Raw genomic sequence first — 19293 nt, 5'->3', positions numbered from 1 at the left:
GAACGGCACGTACGGTGGTGTGAGAGGTCGGAAAACGAAAGTAGGAAGAAAACTGCTTCGTTTTCCTCCTACTCGATTTTTACCCTTTTACTTTTTTACCTTTAAAAGCCTTTTTTTCGCCTCCGGGTGCTCAGGATAAAGGGTGAGGGCCTTGCGGTAATTCATGATGGCAGCCTCTTTCATGCCCTCTTTTTCGCACTCCTTCCCCATAATCACATACTCCGTGGCAAGGCGCTTGAGGAACTTCTGCTGCTTCTCCTTCTCTTCATCCTTCTTTCTTATTTCTTCACGCAACCGCTCGTTCTCTGCCTGAAGCTCGTTCACCCTGTTCAGCTTTTTGCGGATGAAACGCTTGGCAAGCGGCTGCTCGATGTCATAACGGCTGTGGATGGCAAGGAAGAAGTTGTCGAGAGCCGACTGCATATCGCCCCTGTCAAAGGCCTTGACGGCATCATGATACTGCTTGTCGGCCTTACTCTGGGTAAGCGCTGTGTTGATGGTGCTCTGGTCGTTGTAATGACGGGCAAACTGCTTGACATCATTGCGCACGAAAACATCACTCTGACGCAACGGCTCCTGAAGACTGATGCCCTCGAGACTGGTGCAGCGGGACAAGGCAACATACGTCTGTCCGCCCGCAAAGACACCACCCGTGAAATCAATCTTCACCTGGTTGAAGGTGAGGCCCTGGCTCTTATGAACCGTTATCGCCCAAGCCAGACGGATGGGGTACTGCTCGTATCTGCCAATCTCTTCCTCCTCAATCTTTTTCTCAACCTCATTGAAATGGTATCTCATGTTGCTCCATGCCGCAGGCTCCACCATCACATCCTTGCCTTCCTCGGTGCGCACATAAATCTTGGCATCCTCATCCTCATCAAAACCGATGATGGTGCCCAGCGTGCCATTCACCCACTGATGCTCGATATCATTCTTGATGAAGATAACCTGAGCCCCCGTCTTGAGGTAAAGCTCGATAGGGGTAGGGAGACTGCTCTCCGGAAACTCGCCCTGTATGTGGCCACGGAAGAGGCAAGGCTCTCCCGGAAGACACTGGAGCTGGCTGTCGTTGATGTAATCTACCGTATCGCGGCGTGTAGAGAGGGTGATGGCAAGTTTGGAATCGCTCTCATCGAGCTGGGCTCCCACGCGCTGGTTGAGGCGCTGTAGATCCTGCATGGGCACCTGAGACGTGCGGATGTGGTCGAGGATGCTGATGAAAACGGGATCGCTCTGGCGGTATACCTTCTTGAGTTCGATGCTCACGAGCTTGAAGTATTCGAACACCTTGGCATCGAAGAAGAAACTGCTGCGGTAGAAGGGACTGAGCAGACGGCGGTCGTCCTCTCTTACCACAGGCTCCAGCTGGAAGATATCGCCCACCAGAAGCAGCTGCTTGCCCCCGAAAGGCTCTCGCATGTTGCGGCAATATACCCGCAATATCTTGTCCAGAAAATCGATGATATCGGCACGAACCATACTGATCTCATCGATGATGATGAGCTCTACCTCGCGGATAATCTTTATCTTCTCTGAATTATACTTCAGGGTGTTGCGGATGTTGCGGACGGAATACATGCTGTCGTTGGGCAGCAGCGGGTGGAAAGGAAGCTTGAAAAAGCTGTGGAGCGTGCTTCCGCCGGCGTTGATGGCCGCAATGCCTGTTGGGGCAAGAATGATATGTTTCTTCTTGGTATTGGCGGCTATATAACGTAAAAAAGTAGATTTACCCGTCCCCGCCTTTCCGGTAAGGAAAAGCGAACGACGGGTAAACTGTATGATTTGGAGTGCATTCTGCAACTCCGGGTTGTCGAGATCAATCATTGTATTTAACTGAACTTTAGCATGTGGTTCAAGTACGGGCTGAAGGCCCAAAAGCTCCTAGCCCAGGGCATCGCCCTGGGTATAATGGCAATCAGCAAGGCGCCCTGTAAGGGCAAAAGCTTTGTATATTGCCAGGTATTTGAAAGCTTTTGCCCTTACAGGGCGACAGGTTTGCGTCCATAAACACCCAGGGCGATGCCCTGGGCTAGGAGCTTCTGCCCTTTCAGGGCGTGTGGGGCTTACTTGCGAAACTTGAGTAAACTATTAACTAAATTTAAAGATCATCGAAGTTGACAGGCTGCTCCGTTGGCTTGGCCTTCTTCTTCTCTTTCTTTTCTTCTGTGGTGGCAGTACCGGTGGCAGATTCGCTTTCAGCCTTCTTGGCAGGAACCTCGCGGATGATAGGGTTGCCTTCGTCATCGAGAACAATCTCTTCCTGGAAGGCGGTACTGTCTACCTTGGTGGTATCTACCTTTGGCTTTGGTGCATAGCTTGCACAGATGTACATATCGCTGGTGATATCGCTGTCCTGTGGCTTGTCAAACTTGCCGTGATACTGCTGGAAGGCTGGGTCGCCAAAGACACTCTGGAGGAAGTAACCGCACACAGGAAGAGCGGTTCTCGAACCCTGACCCAAGGCTCCGGTGCGGAAGTGGAGACAGCGGTATTCGCCTCCTACCCAGGCACCAACTACGAGCTTAGGACTCACACACATGAACCAGGCATCGGAGTGGTTATTGGTGGTACCTGTCTTTCCACCGAACTCTGTATCACGGTAGTTGCCTACATAGCCCCAGAGACTCTGGGATGTACCTCCCGGCTCCTTCATACCGCCCTGTAAGAGCTGCTGCATGAGGAAGGCACTCTTGTAAGGTATTACCTGCTCGGAATCGGTAGGACCCTCGTAAACCACCTTACCGTCGTGGTCTACAATCTTGGTAACCAATACCGGGTCGTGGTGCTTGCCATTGTTGGCAATGGTGCTGTAGGCGCATGCCATCTCCAGGAGGTTGACATCGCTGGAACCGAGGGCGAGAGAAGGGGTGTCATCCTGCGGACTGTTGATACCCATCTTCTTGGCTGTCTCGATGATGCGCTTGATGCCCATCTCCTGTCCTAATCTTACAGCCACAGAGTTGATACTCTTGGCAAAGGCACTCTTCAATGGGATGCTGTCGCCCGAGAACGAACCGTTGGCATTGGATGGACGCCAGATGGTCATTTCGTGCTTCTTCTTATCGTATACCTCCATAGAGATATATTCGTCGCGACGCTTGTCACAAGGGGTTAAACCCTGATTCATCGCCTCGGTATAAACAAAGAGCTTGAAGGTAGAACCAGGCTGGCGCTCGGCTGTTACCTTGTCATACTTCCAGTGGTCGAAGTCGATATCGCCCACCCATGCCTTTACTGCTCCGGTCTGTGGCTCCATGGCAACAAAGGCGCAGTGCATGAAGGTGGTCATATACTTGATGGAGTCTTCTGATGTCATGTTCATCGTGATGCTGCCCTTGTCATAATCGAATACCTTAACCGGGTGAACCCACTCCTTATAGTAATAGTTTACTGAGTCGGGATTGTTAGGGAAGCGGGCTACCAATGCCTTGTAGAATGGCTGGCGCTCGGCGATGCCCTGGATGAAGTTTGGTATCACGTTGTGGTTCTCATCCTGCCAAGGATCCTGACCCATCCAGTTGCCTTTGCCTGCCTGGGTACGGCGGATGCTCCAGTGGTTGTTGAAGTTCTGCTGTACCTGTTTCATCTGCTTGCGGGCTGCATCTTCTGCATACTTCTGCATGCGGGTATCGATGGTGGTATAAATCTTCAAACCGCTGGTATAGAGGTCGTAACCTTCGTCTTTACACCAGTCTTTCAGGTAGTTGGCTACTGCTTCACGGAAGTATTTAGCCTGTCCGTCGTAGTTTTCTTCTACCTTGAAATCGAGCTTGATAGGCTCATCTTTCAGTTCATTGTATCTGTCTTTTGAGAGATCGCCATGTGTCACCATATTATATAATACGGTGTTGCGGCGTGCAAGACTGTTCTCCGGGTTGGTGCGTGGGTTGTAGTAGGTGGTAGCTTTGAGCATGCCTACGAGCACGGCAGCCTGACCGGTGGTCAACTCCTTAGGGGTGGTGTTGAAGTAGGTCTTCGCAGCGGTTTTGATACCATAGGAATTGCTACCGAAATCTACTGTGTTGGCATACATGGTGATGATTTCCTTCTTGCTGAACACCGTTTCGAGTTTTACCGCGATGATCCACTCCTTGCTCTTGATGATGAGCAGGCGGAGTACAGGAATCTTGCCCAGCAAACCGGTAGAATATTGCGAACGTACACGGAACATGTTCTTCGCCAGCTGCTGTGTGATGGTAGAAGCACCGCGCCCGTTATGATGGAGGAGTGCATCCTTGGCAGCAGCAAACACACCGATAGGGTCGATACCGATATGCTTGTAGAATCGTTCATCCTCGGTATCTACCAGTGCCTTGAAGAAATCAGGTGTTACCTCATCATATTCTACCGGAGTACGGTTTTCGTTGAAATACTTGCCGATGAGCTTTCCATCAGCCGAATAGATTTCAGAGGCCTCAGAGGTCTGTGGATCCAGAATGCCTGAGAAATAGCCAGGCGACTTGCCGAAGAGCCATAAGAAGTTGATATCTACTGCGCCCAGATACAAGATGAAGGCGACTATACAACTTGCCAAGCCAATGAGGGTCTTGGTATACCACGCTCTGCCCTGATACAATCCCTTGTACCAAGGCCAGAATGCGCGAAACTTTTGCCATAACCAGGCAAAGAGAGACTTAATTTTATTCATATATGATGATATAATGATTTCGTTGTTTTACTCTTCGTTCTTCACTTCCTCTACATCCACATAAATCTCCTTTGAATCCTGTTTCTGCTGCTGGTTCTTCAGCCAGATTCTCTTGTTGTTGGAGACTTTAAAGGCGTTGAGAAGCTCTACTACTCCATAGATGAGCATACCCCAACCGATGATGAAAAGAGGAGCAGAGGCGATGGCTGAAGGCTTGATGATGGCGAGCAGACCCAGCAGAAGAAGAGCTGAAGGGAAGAGCCAGAAGAGAATGCCTACGCGTCCCATCTTAGCTGCTGAAGCCAGGTTGACAAACTGGGTCAGAGCGCCCAAAATCAGGATGAACGCCAGGATGAACATCAGCCAGGCGATAAACACCTGAGGCATCAGGGCAAGCAGCAATCCCAGGATAAGACTGCCTACACTCACAAGCGGGAATTTAGGTATCATACCCATGATAGGCTTACCATTGGAATCAGACAGAATCTGGCCCTGCATCTTCTCTGCATTGCGCTTGGCTGCCCAATAACTGGCAAGGGAGATGACACCTGAAAGGAAAAACAAAACACCGATGGCGATGGTTATCCAGGTGACGGTCTGCTCACGATATTGGATGAGCAGGACTCCTACGATGATGGCGCATACTGCGCGGAATATTGAACTGTGTATTACCTTCATACTAAAACTGATTTTGTTATTTCGGGGCAAAGTTACGAAAGAAATCCGAAACTAGCAAGAAGTTTTTTATATAAACTTAAATTATTGCTATATTTAACGCTAATTATTGCTATATTTAACGCAAATTATTTGTTGGTCTCGATAGAAAGCCGTAATTTTGTAAGCAAAATCAGAATCATGATGTCTTGGAAAGAGACTTAGTGAAAGTAAAAACTATATCTGGAGTATAGACTTAGGAAAAGTAAAAACTCATTTTTGATATAGACGGAAAAAGTAAAGACAATGACAAAATTATATTTGGTGCGCCATGGTGAAACGGTGGATAACAAGGCGCAAATTATGCAGGGACAAACACCGGGAAAACTCAATATGAAAGGTATTGAGCAGGCTGAGGAAGTGGCCAGGAAAATGGCGGGTACGCCTATCGATGTTTTCGTATCGAGCGATCTCTATCGCAGTATACAGACCTGTGAAATTATCGCCGGCTCGCATCCCGTTGTCACCACTCCCTTGCTCAGAGAGCGTGATTGGGGCGATTTTACGGGTAAATTCATCCCTGACCTGCCGAAGGACCCAAAGGATTGGCCGGACAACATAGAGACGCTGGAAAAGATGAAATCAAGAGCCCAAAATTTCCTTACCTGGCTCAAGGTTACTTATCCTGACCAGACCGTTCTTGCTGTGGGGCATGGCATCATCAACAAGGCTATCCAGAGTGTTTATTATAAACGTCCGATGAACCAGATAGAGAAAATGGCGAATGCTGAGGTCAGAGTCCTTATTCTTTAAGGGAAGAGTGAAAAATTCAATTGCTTCGCTAATCATAAAGTTCAAAGTATCAAAAGTTCTAAGTATAATTCAAAGTATCAAAGAATATGAATAAAATTGCTTTTATTACAGGCGCAACAAGCGGTATTGGCGAAGGTTGTGCACGTCGTTTTGCCCGTGGCGGCTATAACCTGATTCTTACAGGTAGAAACACGGGAAAGTTGGAAATCCTGAAGAAAGAACTCGAGGCTGAGGGCGTTGAGGTGCTTGCCTTGGCTTTCGATGTGCGTAACCGTGAAGCTGCCAAGAAAGCGGTGGATTACATCCCTGAGGAGTGGCGCAATGTAGATGTGCTTATCAATAATGCAGGACTCGCACGTGGACTGGAACCTGAATATGAGGGCGATTTTGAAGATTGGGACCAGATGATTGATACCAATATTAAAGGACTCTTAACCATGACTCGCCTGATAGTACCTGGTATGGTGGAGCGTAATCATGGTCATGTAATCAATATAGGTAGTGTGGCGGGTGATGCTGCTTATGCGGGAGGTAATGTATATTGTGCTACCAAAGCGGCTGTAAAGGCTATTACAGACGGCTTGCGCATTGATGTGGCACATACGAAAGTGCGTGTTACCAATGTGAAACCGGGTTTGGTTGAAACAAACTTCTCTAACATCCGTTTCCATGGTGACCAGAACCGCGCAGACAACGTTTACCGCGGCATAGAGCCTCTGAACGGCGATGACGTGGCTGATGTAGCCTTCTATGCTGCAAGTGCTCCAGAACATGTGCAAATAGCTGAGGTGCTGGTTCTTGCTACACATCAGGCTAACGGAACCGTGATACACAGAAACTAGTTAATAGTTTACAGTTAATAGTTTATAGTTTATAGAGGCTGCGCCGTTGAGCAAGATTGTCAAAGCGATTTATGCTATAAACTATAAACTATTAATTATTAACTATTAATGATGTGGCAAAGCTGATTGATATCTGATTCGAATGTATCTCGATTAATCGCCTTTGCCCGCATTCCAGACTTGTAGTTGTAGATGGTCTGGGTGGAGTAATGCAGCAGGGTAGCTATCTCCTGGCTGTCGGTTACACCCAGTCGCATCAGGGCAAAGATGCGAATCTCAGTAGTCAGGTCGTGCGTAGTAGGAACTTCCATTTGACATTCTGGCAGCAGGAGCTTGTTCAGCTCAGTAACGAAATCCGGATACAACTCCAGGAATGCCTTATCGAACCGGTTGTAGAACATCTGTGATTCCTCTTCTTCCAATTTATGGGTGTTGAGACTCTTCAGCAAATCGGCGGTCTGGTTTGCCTTGATCTTACGGCTTACCAGTTTGCGGTAATCTGATAACTTGCTGATATAAGCCGCACTGATGTCCATAAAGAGGCGCATGTAGGTCTCTCGCTTGATATTGGTCTCTATCAGCTGCTGGTTCAGTTCGGTGAGCTGTGCATTCATCTCTTTCTGCTTCTCGTTCTGTTCTTCAATCTCAGCCTTGTTTTTCTTCAGCTTGTTCTTCTGTCGGTTGTTGACGAATGAGAGGATGAGGATGATGACCAGCGCTATACTTACACCAATGAACCCCCAAAGAAAGCGGGTACGAGAGCGCTCGGCAGCCTGCTGGTTGGCTGAAGCGATGACTGGAAGAATGTTGGAAATCTCCATCATGCGCAGTTGGTTGTTGAAGAACTGTGCATCTTCCATCGTGTGCTGGATATATTTGGCAGCTCTCTTACTGTTGCTCGCATCCTTTTTAAAGATGTAGTAGGCTAGCTTTTGAAGCGCAATAGTTTCTTTGAGCTGGCACAATCCATCGCTCACGGATGCCTCTACGAGATATTCCTCGTAAAGGTCGAATTTGCCGGTATTTTTGTAATATCTGGCTATACCATAAGCCGACATGGCATGTATGCGGGATTTGGCTGGCGACATCTTCAGTGCCTTCAGATAATAGTTGAGCGATTCCTTGCTGGTAGGGTTGTGGAGATAGGCGTATTCGCCCATGAGATACTGATAGAAGACGTTATGCTTATTGTTTTCGTTGAAACTCTGTATCAGAAGGGTCATATAATGTTTCTTCTGGGCACGGAATTCTTCGGCGTAATCTGAGTTCTTGGCGTATGATTCCCAGTAATTATAGATCCAGGCGAAAGTGAAGTAATAGTATAGCTTCAACTGGTATGGCATCTCATCAGGATTGAGCGATTGGAGTAAGCTTTCTGCTTTGCCATAAAATCCCCTTACCGAGAGTATGGACGCCCGGTTTATCTGGTTACGTAATATATAATAGGTGTTATGACATTTTTCTGCCAATTCAAGCCCCTGTTTCATATATGCGTATGCTGAGTCGTAGCGGTAAGCACTATAGGCATGATATATGCTGTCAAGAAACAGTAGTCGGGTTTGGTCGTCTTCAGCTTCATAAGCTTGCCGCTTCAGATGTTTCAATTCCTTTTCCTTGATTCCCTGATAATATTGGTCGTTTTCAATCATCTTGTCAATACGATCCAATAAAGTCTTCTCGTCCGTTTTGCCTTGAGCAGCCAATGGCATAGTAAGCAAAAGAAGTAAATATATAAGTAGTTTCATCTTTAATGCTTCTTTATAATTATAACAAAATAGTCTTTTAAATGTTATTTTCGTCCTTTTGTCCGTTTTGTGGTGCAAAGATGCAAATTTCCTTTCATATAATACCATTTACTTTAGATAAAAATAGTTAATATATTAAAGCCTCTGATTCTTAATGAGTTATCTGATTCTTTAGTAGGCTGATTTTTTACCAAAATGCTACTTGGGTATACAACTTTGAAAAAAATGATATAACTTTGCAAACGAAATCAGAAAACAGTAGTTTTAATGGTTTAATTACCACTTCAAGTCTTCTAAAAGTATTTAATGATAAAGAAAATTCCTTTTGTTGATTTAGTATGTTGATTTAAATAGGAAAACAGGTTTAGTTTATATTAGGGAAAAAGGATTGGTAATAGACTAGGCTACTTGATGATTCAAGTTTGCCCTTAAAGGCAAAGCTTATCTATTATGTTTTAGGGAAAACCGCCATGCTTTTGTGAAAAAGTGTGGCGGTCTTTGTTGTACGCTCGGCATGAGCATTGTCTAACGGGTGAAAGTCCCGAGTAAGCCCTAATAGCGGGAATTACATAGCCAAGAGCAAGGGTGTTCATCGTAAGGTGAAATCTGAAGGAAGCTGGCGGCAAACATCTGACCTAACGAACAGAAACTTCATATAAGGCATTTGACCATGGATAAGATTGCAACACAAATCAAAGTCCCATAGCTATTCGGAATGGTCGGTGTAAATGAAGTAGGTATAAGATGGAAAGACAATGCCCTTATCCGAGGAGGTCTCACGGACGCTTCAAATAGTTGTTTTTACGAAAGAAGCGGAGTAAAGCTTGCCGTGAGAAGTCAGCAGACGCCATAGTAGTGCAATACTCGATAATGTTGCATAAAGGGCAGAACCTATATATTAAACGATAGTAATTGAAACATACCTTATGAAGGAAAGAATGCAGAAAACATTATCCCAAGTTAATGGCTGTCCCCAAAGAGATAGGTCGGAAACCGAATGGTATGGGGGAGTGCAGACCTTTATGTGGATGTGTGAAGACAACATCGTGGAAGTACCATTCGACAAGGAACACCTTTTCGAGCAAATCCTTAGTCCTGCAAATCTCAGCCGAGCCTACAAAGCAGTGATGAGAAACAAGGGCTGTGGTGGTATCGACAAGATGTCATGTGAGCAGCTGCTCCCATGGCTCTTGACCAATAAGGACGTGCTCATCCGTTCCTTGATGGACGGTTCTTACCGTCCGAACCCAGTGAAAAGGGTAGAAATACCCAAAGACAATGGCAAGAAGCGCCTGTTAGGAATACCTACAGTAGTAGACCGTCTGGTGCAACAAGCCATCAACCAAGTACTGACTCCCATCTATGAGAACCAATTCTCCAAGACGAGCTACGGCTTCCGCCCGAGAAAAGGATGCCATGACGCACTGCGAGGAGCGCAAAGGATAATCAACGAAGGCTACATATATGTAGTAGACCTTGACCTTGAACGCTTCTTCGACACGGTGAGTCATAGCAAACTCATAGAAATCCTCAGCCGTACGATAAAAGACGGCAGAGTTGTCAGTCTTATACACAAATATCTCCGAAGTGGTGTAATGAACAAAGGCTTGTTCGAAGCGAGCGAGGAAGGGACTCCCCAAGGAGGACCGCTAAGTCCGTTGTTGAGTAACATCATGCTCAACGAACAGGATAAAGAACTTGAACGCAGAGGGCTTCCCTTTGTACGCTATGCAGATGACTCGATGATATTCTGCAAGTCCAAGAGGGCTGCAATGCGAGTGAAGGAGTCTATAACCCGATTTATAGAGAATACTCTATATCTCAAAGTCAACAAGGAAAAGACCGTAGTGTCGTATGTGCGCGGAGTGAAATACCTCGGCTACTCCTTTTATGTGAAGAAAGGCAAATGCCAACTCACGGTACATCCAAAGTCCAAAGCTAAGATGAAGTCAAGGTTGAAAGAACTGACAAGTCGCAGCAATGGTTGGGGATATGCCAAGAGAAAGCAAAAACTGAAAGAATACATAAGAGGATGGGTTGGTTATTATCATCTTGCCGATATGAAAAGTCTTTTACGTAAAACAGACAAATGGTTAAGACGTAGAATCCGCATGTGTATATGGAAAGCTTGGAAGAAACCCAAGACAAAAGTGGCAAACCTCATTAAATGTGGTATCAATAAATACCAAGCATACGAATGGGGTAATACTCGCAAGGGCTATTGGCGCATAGCTGACAGTCCTGTATTAACGAGGGCGATAAACAACAATAATCTGCGCTCTGCAGGGTATGCTACTTTAATGGATGCGTATCTCGAATGGTATCCAAAATAGGAACCGCCGTATGCCGAACGGCACGTACGGTGGTGTGAGAGGTCGGAAAACGAAAGTAGGAAGAAAACTGCTTCGTTTTCCTCCTACTCGATTAATATATGTTAGTTTCTTCTCTTTTCTTTTTCTTTTCTTTGGTCAACTCAAATTATTTTTTTACCTTTGCCACATATTTATATATAGATGAATGGATTTATATATATAGGTAGTAGGAAATAGATTTCGAGAGAAAATATCAGTTTTCTTCATGTGTAGAGGGAAATGGTAAGTAGACTTTAAAATATTATATTGAATAAAATATTAAAACAATGAATATATTAGTAACAGGCGCTAATGGTCAATTGGGACATGAAATGCAAATCTGTGCCCAAAAAAGCAATCACAAGTTTGTCTTCACCGATGTGGCTGAAGGCTATGAAAAACTGGATATCACCAATCTTGACGCTATCCGAGAAAAGGTGAGGGAGAATGATATTCAGGTAATTGTTAACTGCGCTGCTTATACCAACGTAGATAAGGCTGAAACAGATTACGATCTGGCTAATCTGCTCAACAATACTGCTGCGGGAAATTTGGCACAGGCTATGAAGGAGGTAGATGGTACTTTGATTCATGTATCTACCGACTATGTTTTTCAGGGCGACAAGAATATACCTTGCCGTGAAGATTGGGAAACGAATCCTTTGGGGGTATATGGTAAAACGAAACTTGCAGGCGAAAAGAGTATTGAAGCTACTGGATGCAAGCATATCATCATCCGTACAGCATGGCTCTACTCGCAGTGGGGTAAGAACTTCGTGAAAACCATGCAGAGTCTCACGGCAAGCCACGACACCCTGAAGGTGGTCTTCGACCAGGTGGGTACTCCAACTTACGCTGGCGACCTGGCTGCTGTCATCTCACATATCATCGAAACTGACCAGTTGGATAAGACGGGCATCTACCACTTCTCTAATGAGGGTGTCTGCTCTTGGTTTGATTTCGCTAAGATTATCTGCGAACTGAGCGGAAATACTTGCGATATACAGCCTTGCTACAGCGAGGAGTTCCCAAGCCCAGTGAAGCGTCCTCACTTCTCTGTACTTGACAAGAGTAAGCTGAAGCAGACTTTCGGATTCAAGGTGCCATACTGGACTGACAGTTTGAAGAAGTGCATCGCTGAATTGGCAGCATCAAAATAATTATTAATTATAAATTATTAATTGAAATGAAGAATATCATTATCACGGGCGGTGCTGGTTTCATCGGCTCACACGTAGTAAGACTTTTCGTGAACAAATATCCTGAGTATCACATCATCAACCTCGACAAGTTGACTTACGCTGGTAATCTGGCTAACCTCAAGGACATCGAGGGCAAGCCTAACTATACTTTCGTAAAGGGTGATATCTGTGATTTCGACCTGATGTTGAAACTGATGCAGGACTACAAGGTGGATGGCATCATCCATCTCGCTGCCGAGAGCCATGTAGATAGAAGTATCAAGGATCCATTCACTTTCGCTCAGACCAACGTGATGGGAACCCTATCTCTGCTCCAGGCGGCAAAGATTTACTGGGAGAGTCTTCCTGAAGGATATGAGGGTAAGCGCTTCTACCACATCTCTACTGATGAGGTTTACGGTGCCTTGCAGATGACTCATCCTGAGGGCATTCCTGCTCCTTTCACCACCAAGGCATCCAGCGGTAAGAACCACGAGGCTTACGGCGAGGAGTTCTTCCTGGAGACTACCAAGTACAATCCTCACTCTCCATATTCTGCATCCAAGGCAAGCTCAGACCACTTCGTCCGTGCTTTCCACGATACATACGGTATGCCTACCATCGTGACCAACTGCTCTAACAACTACGGTCCATACCAGTTCCCTGAGAAGTTGATTCCTTTGTTCATCAACAATATCCGTCATCGCAAGCCATTGCCAGTATATGGTAAGGGTGAGAACGTGCGCGACTGGTTGTATGTAGTAGATCATGCCCGTGCCATCGATATGATTTTCCACAAGGGTAAGATAGCCGAGACCTATAACATCGGCGGTTTCAACGAGTGGAAGAATATCGATATCATCAAGGTGGTTATCAAGACCGTTGACCGTCTGCTTGGCAGAAAGGAAGGCGAGGATATGGACCTCATCACTTATGTAACCGACAGAAAGGGTCACGATATGCGTTATGCCATCGACTCTAGAAAGTTGCAGAAGGAACTCGGCTGGGAGCCATCTCTGCAGTTTGAAGAGGGTATCGAGGAGACCGTGAAATGGTATCTTGATAACCAGGAATGGATGGACAATGTAACCTCTGGTGATTATCAGAAGTATTACGATAATATGTATTCAAACCGATAATAGCTTTTGGAGTAATCGGAACATGTTTCTATTGTAACCGGTGTATGTCTCTATTGTAACCGGTGCAAGAGATTCTGTTTTGCATATTGAATCAGGAGTCCTGTATTTGTTTATAACAGCAAATGCAGGACTTTTTTGTTTTATGGCAATTAAAATGCAGTAAATATATTATTATTTCTTAATTTTTTATGCTTTATGTCGAAGAAAACTGAAAACTAGAAAATATTTTTCTATCTTTGCAGCCTTAATGATATATAAAAGAAACAGATATGAAGAAAATAATGTTATCAGGCATCGTCATGGCGGTTGCTACCTTGTCGTGCCTTCCCGTTAAGGGACAGGAAAGGGTGGTTCCTTTTAAATATGGTAATATGGACCACTGGGTAATCAGGAATATCAAAGAATCAGGCATTATCGGAGGAAATCGGAAAACTGTTTATGCCGTTGGACCTAATATGACTATCAATGGTAATATTCCTTATACCAATAAGGGTGGTTCGCCTTGGGGTTCCTCTAATGTCCTGGCACATGTATCGGGCATCTATAAGACGAATAACTCTGTGTTTCGTGATAAACATGGTAGTGGATATTGTGCCAAACTGGTAACCCATATTGAGAAAGTAAAAGTGCTGGGACTCATCAATATCAAGGTCTTGGCTGCCGGTTCTCTCTTTCTGGGTAATGTTCGTGAACCGATAACAAGTACCAAGGATGGTCCTAAAGCCATCAACTGGGGTATACCATTCACCGCACGTCCTAAGGCTTTGCGCTTTGATTATAAGACATCTCTCCCTCATGCAGCCAATCGTATCAAGCAGAATGGATTTAGCGGAGCCTCTACGGTTGCAGGTCGAGATCATGCTATAGCTGTGCTCTATCTGCAGAAACGGCATGAAGATGCTAAGGGAAATATAACAGCTAAACGTGTGGGTACGATGGTAGTCAGATTCGGAAAGAGTACCGATAGATGGGTGGAAGATGCTACCTATACAATCCATTATGGCGATATCCGCCACATGGCAGGTTATCAGGCTGCTACTATGGGACTGCGATCCACTGACTATGCCCGTAACAGCAAAGGTAAGAGTGTGCCGGTAAAAGAAGTAGGATGGGCGAGTGCTAACGAAACACCTACTCATCTGATTCTTCAGTTCTCCTCATCCGATGGTGGAGCCTATATCGGAACTCCAGGCAATACCTTGTGGATTGATAATGTAGCATTGGTGTATTAAAATAATAAAATCGACAAAATGAAGCATATTCTGACAATACTTATTATGATGTTGGCATTGGGCAGCTATGCCTCTGAGCCTTATGTAACCGATAGTATCTCATCTGCAGAGAAGGTGGATACGATGGCTTTACATGCCGGGAAATCATGGGTGAACCGGATTCTTGACTACTTTAATGATTCCAACAAAAACAAGAAGCATAAGCGTTTCGATTTTAGTGTGATAGGTGGCCCTCATTATGCCTCTGATACCAAGTTTGGATTGGGATTGGTGGCAGCAGGACTATACCGTACTGATCCGAATGACAGTATTCTTCCTCCTTCTAATGTCTCGCTTTATGGTGATGTCAGTTCTGTAGGTTTCTATATGTTGGGTGTCCGTGGTAACCATATTGCTCCTAAAGGAAGATATCGCATCGATTATCACCTTTATTTCTATTCTTTTCCCTCTGAATTTTGGGGAATAGGTTATGAAATGGGCGATAACGATGCCAATAAGAGTGACATGAAGCGTTGGCAGGCTCAGGCTGAAGTTAGCTTCCTGTTTCGTGTAGCAGATAATTTCTATATCGGACCGATGGCGAGTTATGACTATGTAATAGGTAAACATATTGAGCGTCCGGAATTGCTGCAAGGCATGGATCAGCATACTTGGAATGTAGGAGCTGGCGTTTCTCTGGTATATGATAACAGAGATAATCTTACGAATCCACATCGTGGTATCTATCTGAATATCAATCAGATGTTCAGACCTGGATTTATGGGGAATGATTATGCTTTCAGTACGACGGCATTTCGTTTTGATGCCTATCAGCGACTGGGTAAGGGAACGGTTCTTGCCGAGGACATTGGGGCTAACCTCAACTTTGGTAATCCTTCGTGGGGAATGATGGCTGAATTGGGTGGTACTCATTCCATGCGTGGCTATTATGAAGGCCGTTATCGCGATAAACATTCTCTGGAAGCTACGGTTGAGTTGCGCCAACATGTATGGAAGCGTAATGGCATCGTAGTGTGGGTTGGAGCAGGAACCATCTTCCCGAAATTCTCGGCATTGCGCTCTAAACAGATTTTGCCGAATGCCGGTGTAGGATATCGCTGGGAATTTAAGAAGAATGTGAATGTACGTCTGGATTATGGATTCGGTAAGTCGGGGCAGTCTGGTTTTCTCTTCAATATCAATGAAGCGTTTTAGTAATAATGCTCTTTATGTAGTTTGATAATGCTCTTTAAAGTGTTAATGAAAAAGTAGAATGAACAGTTTTACGGATATATATAATAAGGTGGTGTTGCCTATATATAATAAGGTGTCATCGGGCGCATTCCTTTACGGGTATGCTGTGGTAGCATTGTTGTTGCCTAATATAGCTCTGTGCTATACCGAATGTCTGGCTCCTTGGGCTTGTGGTGCCAATGTGTTGCTACCTTTGGCACTCTACATGTGGTTCTTTTCGTTAACCAGATGCCCGGGTAAGATGATCTGGTGGGCTTTTCTTTTTGTTTTTTTCGCTGCCTTCCAACTGGTATTGCTTTATCTCTTCGGGACGGGAGTGATAGCGGTAGATATGTTTCTGAATCTTGTAACTACCAATCCTGGCGAGGTGAAGGAACTGCTTGGTAATCTGTTGCCTGCTGTGGTGGGTGTTTTTGTGGTTTATCTTCCTTTGCTGGTTCTGGCTATTGTCAATATCAGCAAGAAAGGGATGATAGTGGTTCGACTCCAGCATCGAGTGCGTCGTTGGGCTTTGGAGATAGCTGCTGTCGGTTTATTCTGTCTGCTGGCTTGCTATGTGGCTGTAGATGATTATCGCTTGCGCAACCAGCTTTATCCTGTTAACGTTTGCTATAATCTCTATCTTGCTTTCGAGCGTGATGCGGCTTCAGAGAATTACAGGGAGGCAAGCAGGAATTTCAGGTTTGATGCCAGGAACGAGCACGATGCTGAGGCTCCCGAGGTGTATGTGATGGTGGTGGGAGAGACGGCGAGAGCCCACAATTTCAGTCTCTATGGTTATCCGCGCGATACCAATCCTTTGCTTTCCAAGACTCCTGGAATCATAGCTTTTCCCGATGCTACAACCCAGAGTAATACTACGCATAAGAGTGTTCCTATGCTCCTGTCGGCTGCATCAGCAGAGGATTTCGAACGTCTCTTTCATGAGAAAGGTATCCTGGCTGCTTTCAGGGAGGCGGGATTTCATACCGTATTTATCAGCAATCAGCTGCCTAATCATTCTTTTATTGATTTCCTTGGCGAACAGGCTGATGAACATTACTTCCTGAAGGAAGGTGCTTCTGCAAAAGATAATCATTATGATAGTGATTTGTTGCAGAAGTTGGATGGGATATTGCCTGCGGCAGATGCTTCTTCATCCAAGCAATACCGTTATCGGAAACTCTTCGTGGTACTTCATACTTATGGTTCTCACTTTAATTACCAGGAGCGCTATCCCCGTAATTTCGCTTTCTTTAAACCTGACAGTAAGAGCGAAGCGAAGCCGGAGAACCGGCATGACCTGCTGAATGCATACGATAATACCATCCGGTATACCGATTATATCCTGCATGGTATCGTAGAACGTCTGCAGAAATGGGAGAAGACTCAGGCAAAGACGGATGGGGTATATAGCCAACCTACATCGGCGATGCTCTATACCAGCGACCATGGAGAGAATATCTTTGATGATGACCGTCACCTCTTTCTGCACGCCGCCCCGAAGGCATCTGATTATGAACTGCATGTTCCTTTCATCATCTGGACATCAGATGGTTATGGAAAACAATATCCGGGAATACTGAAAATGTTATCTGGTCATCGTACCCAACAGGTACAGACGAGTCTTTCGGCTTTTCATACGATGTTGGGGATAGGAGGCATCCTGACCCGTTATCGCCAGGATGAATATTCTGTGGCAAGTGAGAAGTATCATCCTGTGAAGTTGTTTTATCTGGATGATCATGATAAAGCGATTCCACAGGAAAATGCCAAATATTAGCATCTGATTTTAAGCGTAAACGCGCTCTTTGTGTAAAATACATGAAAAGAGTTTTCGTAAATGTCAATTATTTGCGAAAACTCTTTGCTGTATCTATAATTTGCTGTATCTTTGCACCCGGATTTAGATAATAATAAAAATACAGTTGTTATGGAACCAACTCGAAAAATCGAAAAGGTAGGCATGCGCAACCTCCGTATGGAGGATTATGATCAGCTTGCCAAGTCATTTAGGCGTATTTACGCAGACTCAGATGTATTCTGGACAAAAGAACAGATTAAGAAACTCATTACTATCTTCCCTGAGGGACAGGTGGTTATTATCGTTGATGATAAGATTGTGGGCTGTGCGCTCTCTATCATCGTCAATTATAATATGGTGAAGGGTGATCATACCTATGCTCAGGTTACGGGTAATGAAACTTTCAATACCCACGATCCTAAGGGAAACATTCTTTACGGCATCGAGGTATTTATCCACCCTGATTATCGTGGTTTGCGCCTGGCTCGCCGTATGTATGAGTATCGCAAGGAACTCTGCGAGAAGCTCAACTTGAAGGCTATCATGTTTGGCGGTCGTATACCAAACTATCACAAGTATGCCGATAAGATGCGCCCTAAGGAGTATATCGAGCATGTAAGAAACCGTGAAATCTATGACCCGGTTCTTACCTTCCAACTTTCCAATGATTTCCACGTGCGCCGCGTAATCCGCAACTATCTTCCTAGCGATGAGGAGAGCGAACACTGCGCCACCCTCTTGCAGTGGGATAACATCTATTATCAGCCACCTACGGATTCTTATGTAGACCGCAAGCCTACCGTAAGAATCGGATTGGTACAGTGGCAGATGCGCCCATACGCTTCGGTGGATGACCTCTTCGAACAGGTAGAGTTCTTCGTTGATTCTGTGAGCGATTACAAGAGCGATTTCATTCTCTTCCCTGAGTATTTCAATGCGCCTTTGATGGCTCGTTTCAACGACTTGGGTGAGGCACAGAGCATCCGAAAGATGGCGCAGTATACCGAAGAAATCCGTGACCGTTTCCGCGAGTTGGCCATCAGTTACAACATCAATATCATCACGGGTAGTATGCCTTATCTCAAGGATGATTCCCTCTATAATGTAGGCTTCCTCTGCCGCAGAGATGGTAGCGTGGATATGTATGAGAAGATTCATGTTACACCAGATGAGCAGAAGTGCTGGGGATTGAGTGGTGGTAGCCATATCCAGACCTTCGATACCGATTGCGGTAAGATTGGTATCGTCATCTGCTATGATGTGGAGTTCCCTGAGTTGTCAAGATTAATGGCTGAGGATGGCATGCAGATTCTCTTCGTTCCATTCATGACCGATACCCAGAATGCTTACTCCCGAGTAAGAGTATGTGCCCAGGCCCGTGCCATCGAGAACGAGTGCTATGTAGCCATTGCGGGTAGTGTGGGCAACCTGCCTCGTGTTCACAACATGGATATCCAGTATGCCCAGAGTGCCGTGTTCACCCCTTGCGACTTTGCTTTCCCTAACGATGGCAAGCGTTCAGAGGCAACACCTAATACCGAGATGATTCTCGTATCAGATGTTGACCTGAATCTCTTGAATGAGCTCCATACCTACGGTGCTGTAAGAAATCTTCGCGACCGCCGCAAGGATCTGTATGAATTGAAACAGAAGAAGTAAGTGAGGAAGGATA

General features: G+C 45.4%; 13 protein-coding genes. 9 read left to right on the top strand and 4 right to left on the bottom strand.

Annotated elements, in window-relative coordinates; translation table 11 throughout:
• Positions 1–87: 87 nt before the first annotated feature.
• The 3 genes from KUA46_RS08250 to KUA46_RS08240 all read right to left on the bottom strand — a co-directional run bounded on the left by KUA46_RS08250 (position 88) and on the right by KUA46_RS08240 (position 5326).
• The gene (locus KUA46_RS08250; RefSeq protein ID WP_153086355.1) at positions 88–1824 is read right to left on the bottom strand and encodes an AAA family ATPase; all 1737 of its coding nucleotides are present in this window, start codon (positions 1822–1824) and stop codon (positions 88–90) included.
• 274 nt (positions 1825–2098) lie between these two features.
• Entirely contained in the window at positions 2099–4648 is a 2550-nt protein-coding gene (locus KUA46_RS08245) for a transglycosylase domain-containing protein (RefSeq protein WP_218486832.1), read from the bottom strand.
• 27 nt (positions 4649–4675) lie between these two features.
• Entirely contained in the window at positions 4676–5326 is a 651-nt protein-coding gene (locus KUA46_RS08240; protein WP_117727552.1) for a DUF308 domain-containing protein, read from the bottom strand.
• A 282-nt stretch (positions 5327–5608) separates the two neighbouring features.
• On the opposite strand from KUA46_RS08240, the gene KUA46_RS08235 reads away from it, so the two are divergent.
• The gene (locus KUA46_RS08235; protein ID WP_118064606.1) at positions 5609–6115 is read left to right on the top strand and encodes a histidine phosphatase family protein; all 507 of its coding nucleotides are present in this window, start codon (positions 5609–5611) and stop codon (positions 6113–6115) included.
• A gap of 86 nt (positions 6116–6201) precedes the next feature.
• On the top strand, positions 6202–6957 hold the full coding sequence (locus tag KUA46_RS08230; protein WP_217745828.1) for an SDR family oxidoreductase: 756 nt from the start codon (positions 6202–6204) through the stop codon (positions 6955–6957).
• A gap of 98 nt (positions 6958–7055) precedes the next feature.
• On the opposite strand, the gene KUA46_RS08225 is transcribed toward KUA46_RS08230, so the two are convergent.
• Complete coding sequence (locus KUA46_RS08225) at positions 7056–8702, bottom strand: DUF6377 domain-containing protein (RefSeq protein ID WP_217745829.1); 1647 nt, start codon at positions 8700–8702, stop codon at positions 7056–7058.
• Positions 8703–9628: 926 nt separating this feature from the next.
• On the opposite strand from KUA46_RS08225, the gene ltrA reads away from it, so the two are divergent.
• The 7 genes from ltrA (at position 9629) to KUA46_RS08190 (ending at position 19280) form a co-directional block, all read left to right on the top strand.
• Positions 9629–11035 carry a group II intron reverse transcriptase/maturase gene (gene ltrA / locus KUA46_RS08220; RefSeq protein WP_153136868.1) on the top strand — a complete coding sequence of 469 codons (1407 nt, stop codon included), beginning with the start codon at positions 9629–9631 and terminating at the stop codon, positions 11033–11035.
• Between the two features lie 305 nt (positions 11036–11340).
• Entirely contained in the window at positions 11341–12213 is an 873-nt protein-coding gene (gene rfbD, locus KUA46_RS08215) for a dTDP-4-dehydrorhamnose reductase (RefSeq protein WP_022121966.1), read from the top strand.
• Positions 12214–12239: 26 nt separating this feature from the next.
• On the top strand, positions 12240–13373 hold the full coding sequence (locus tag KUA46_RS08210; protein WP_218486831.1) for a dTDP-glucose 4,6-dehydratase: 1134 nt from the start codon (positions 12240–12242) through the stop codon (positions 13371–13373).
• A 278-nt stretch (positions 13374–13651) separates the two neighbouring features.
• Positions 13652–14605 (top strand): PCMD domain-containing protein, encoded by a 954-nt coding sequence (locus KUA46_RS08205; RefSeq protein ID WP_420377685.1) that lies wholly within the window; start codon positions 13652–13654, stop codon positions 14603–14605.
• Between the two features lie 18 nt (positions 14606–14623).
• A complete protein-coding gene (locus tag KUA46_RS08200) occupies positions 14624–15799 on the top strand; it encodes a BamA/TamA family outer membrane protein (RefSeq protein WP_218486830.1) in 1176 nt (391 codons plus the stop codon).
• A gap of 58 nt (positions 15800–15857) precedes the next feature.
• Positions 15858–17600 (top strand): phosphoethanolamine transferase, encoded by a 1743-nt coding sequence (locus KUA46_RS08195; protein ID WP_218486829.1) that lies wholly within the window; start codon positions 15858–15860, stop codon positions 17598–17600.
• Positions 17601–17750: 150 nt separating this feature from the next.
• Entirely contained in the window at positions 17751–19280 is a 1530-nt protein-coding gene (locus KUA46_RS08190) for a carbon-nitrogen hydrolase family protein (protein WP_118155096.1), read from the top strand.
• Positions 19281–19293 lie beyond the last annotated feature (13 nt).

This window comes from Segatella copri (genome assembly GCF_019249765.2).
GTDB classification, from domain to species: Bacteria; Bacteroidota; Bacteroidia; order Bacteroidales; family Bacteroidaceae; genus Prevotella; species Prevotella copri_K.
This window is presented reverse-complemented; position numbering and strand designations above follow the sequence as displayed.

Excerpts from the sequence above, each read along its gene's own strand:
- ltrA (WP_153136868.1), top strand. The coding sequence starts at position 9,629 with ATGAAGGAAAGAATGCAGAAAACATTATCCCAAGTTAATGGCTGTCCC.
- KUA46_RS08235 (WP_118064606.1), top strand. The coding sequence starts at position 5,609 with ATGACAAAATTATATTTGGTGCGCCATGGTGAAACGGTGGATAACAAG.
- KUA46_RS08225 (WP_217745829.1), bottom strand. The coding sequence starts at position 8,702 with ATGAAACTACTTATATATTTACTTCTTTTGCTTACTATGCCATTGGCT.
- KUA46_RS08190 (WP_118155096.1), top strand. The coding sequence starts at position 17,751 with ATGGAACCAACTCGAAAAATCGAAAAGGTAGGCATGCGCAACCTCCGT.
- KUA46_RS08195 (WP_218486829.1), top strand. The coding sequence starts at position 15,858 with ATGAACAGTTTTACGGATATATATAATAAGGTGGTGTTGCCTATATAT.
- KUA46_RS08245 (WP_218486832.1), bottom strand. The coding sequence starts at position 4,648 with ATGAATAAAATTAAGTCTCTCTTTGCCTGGTTATGGCAAAAGTTTCGC.
- KUA46_RS08230 (WP_217745828.1), top strand. The coding sequence starts at position 6,202 with ATGAATAAAATTGCTTTTATTACAGGCGCAACAAGCGGTATTGGCGAA.
- KUA46_RS08240 (WP_117727552.1), bottom strand. The coding sequence starts at position 5,326 with ATGAAGGTAATACACAGTTCAATATTCCGCGCAGTATGCGCCATCATC.
- rfbD (WP_022121966.1), top strand. The coding sequence starts at position 11,341 with ATGAATATATTAGTAACAGGCGCTAATGGTCAATTGGGACATGAAATG.
- KUA46_RS08200 (WP_218486830.1), top strand. The coding sequence starts at position 14,624 with ATGAAGCATATTCTGACAATACTTATTATGATGTTGGCATTGGGCAGC.
- KUA46_RS08210 (WP_218486831.1), top strand. The coding sequence starts at position 12,240 with ATGAAGAATATCATTATCACGGGCGGTGCTGGTTTCATCGGCTCACAC.
- KUA46_RS08250 (WP_153086355.1), bottom strand. The coding sequence starts at position 1,824 with ATGATTGATCTCGACAACCCGGAGTTGCAGAATGCACTCCAAATCATA.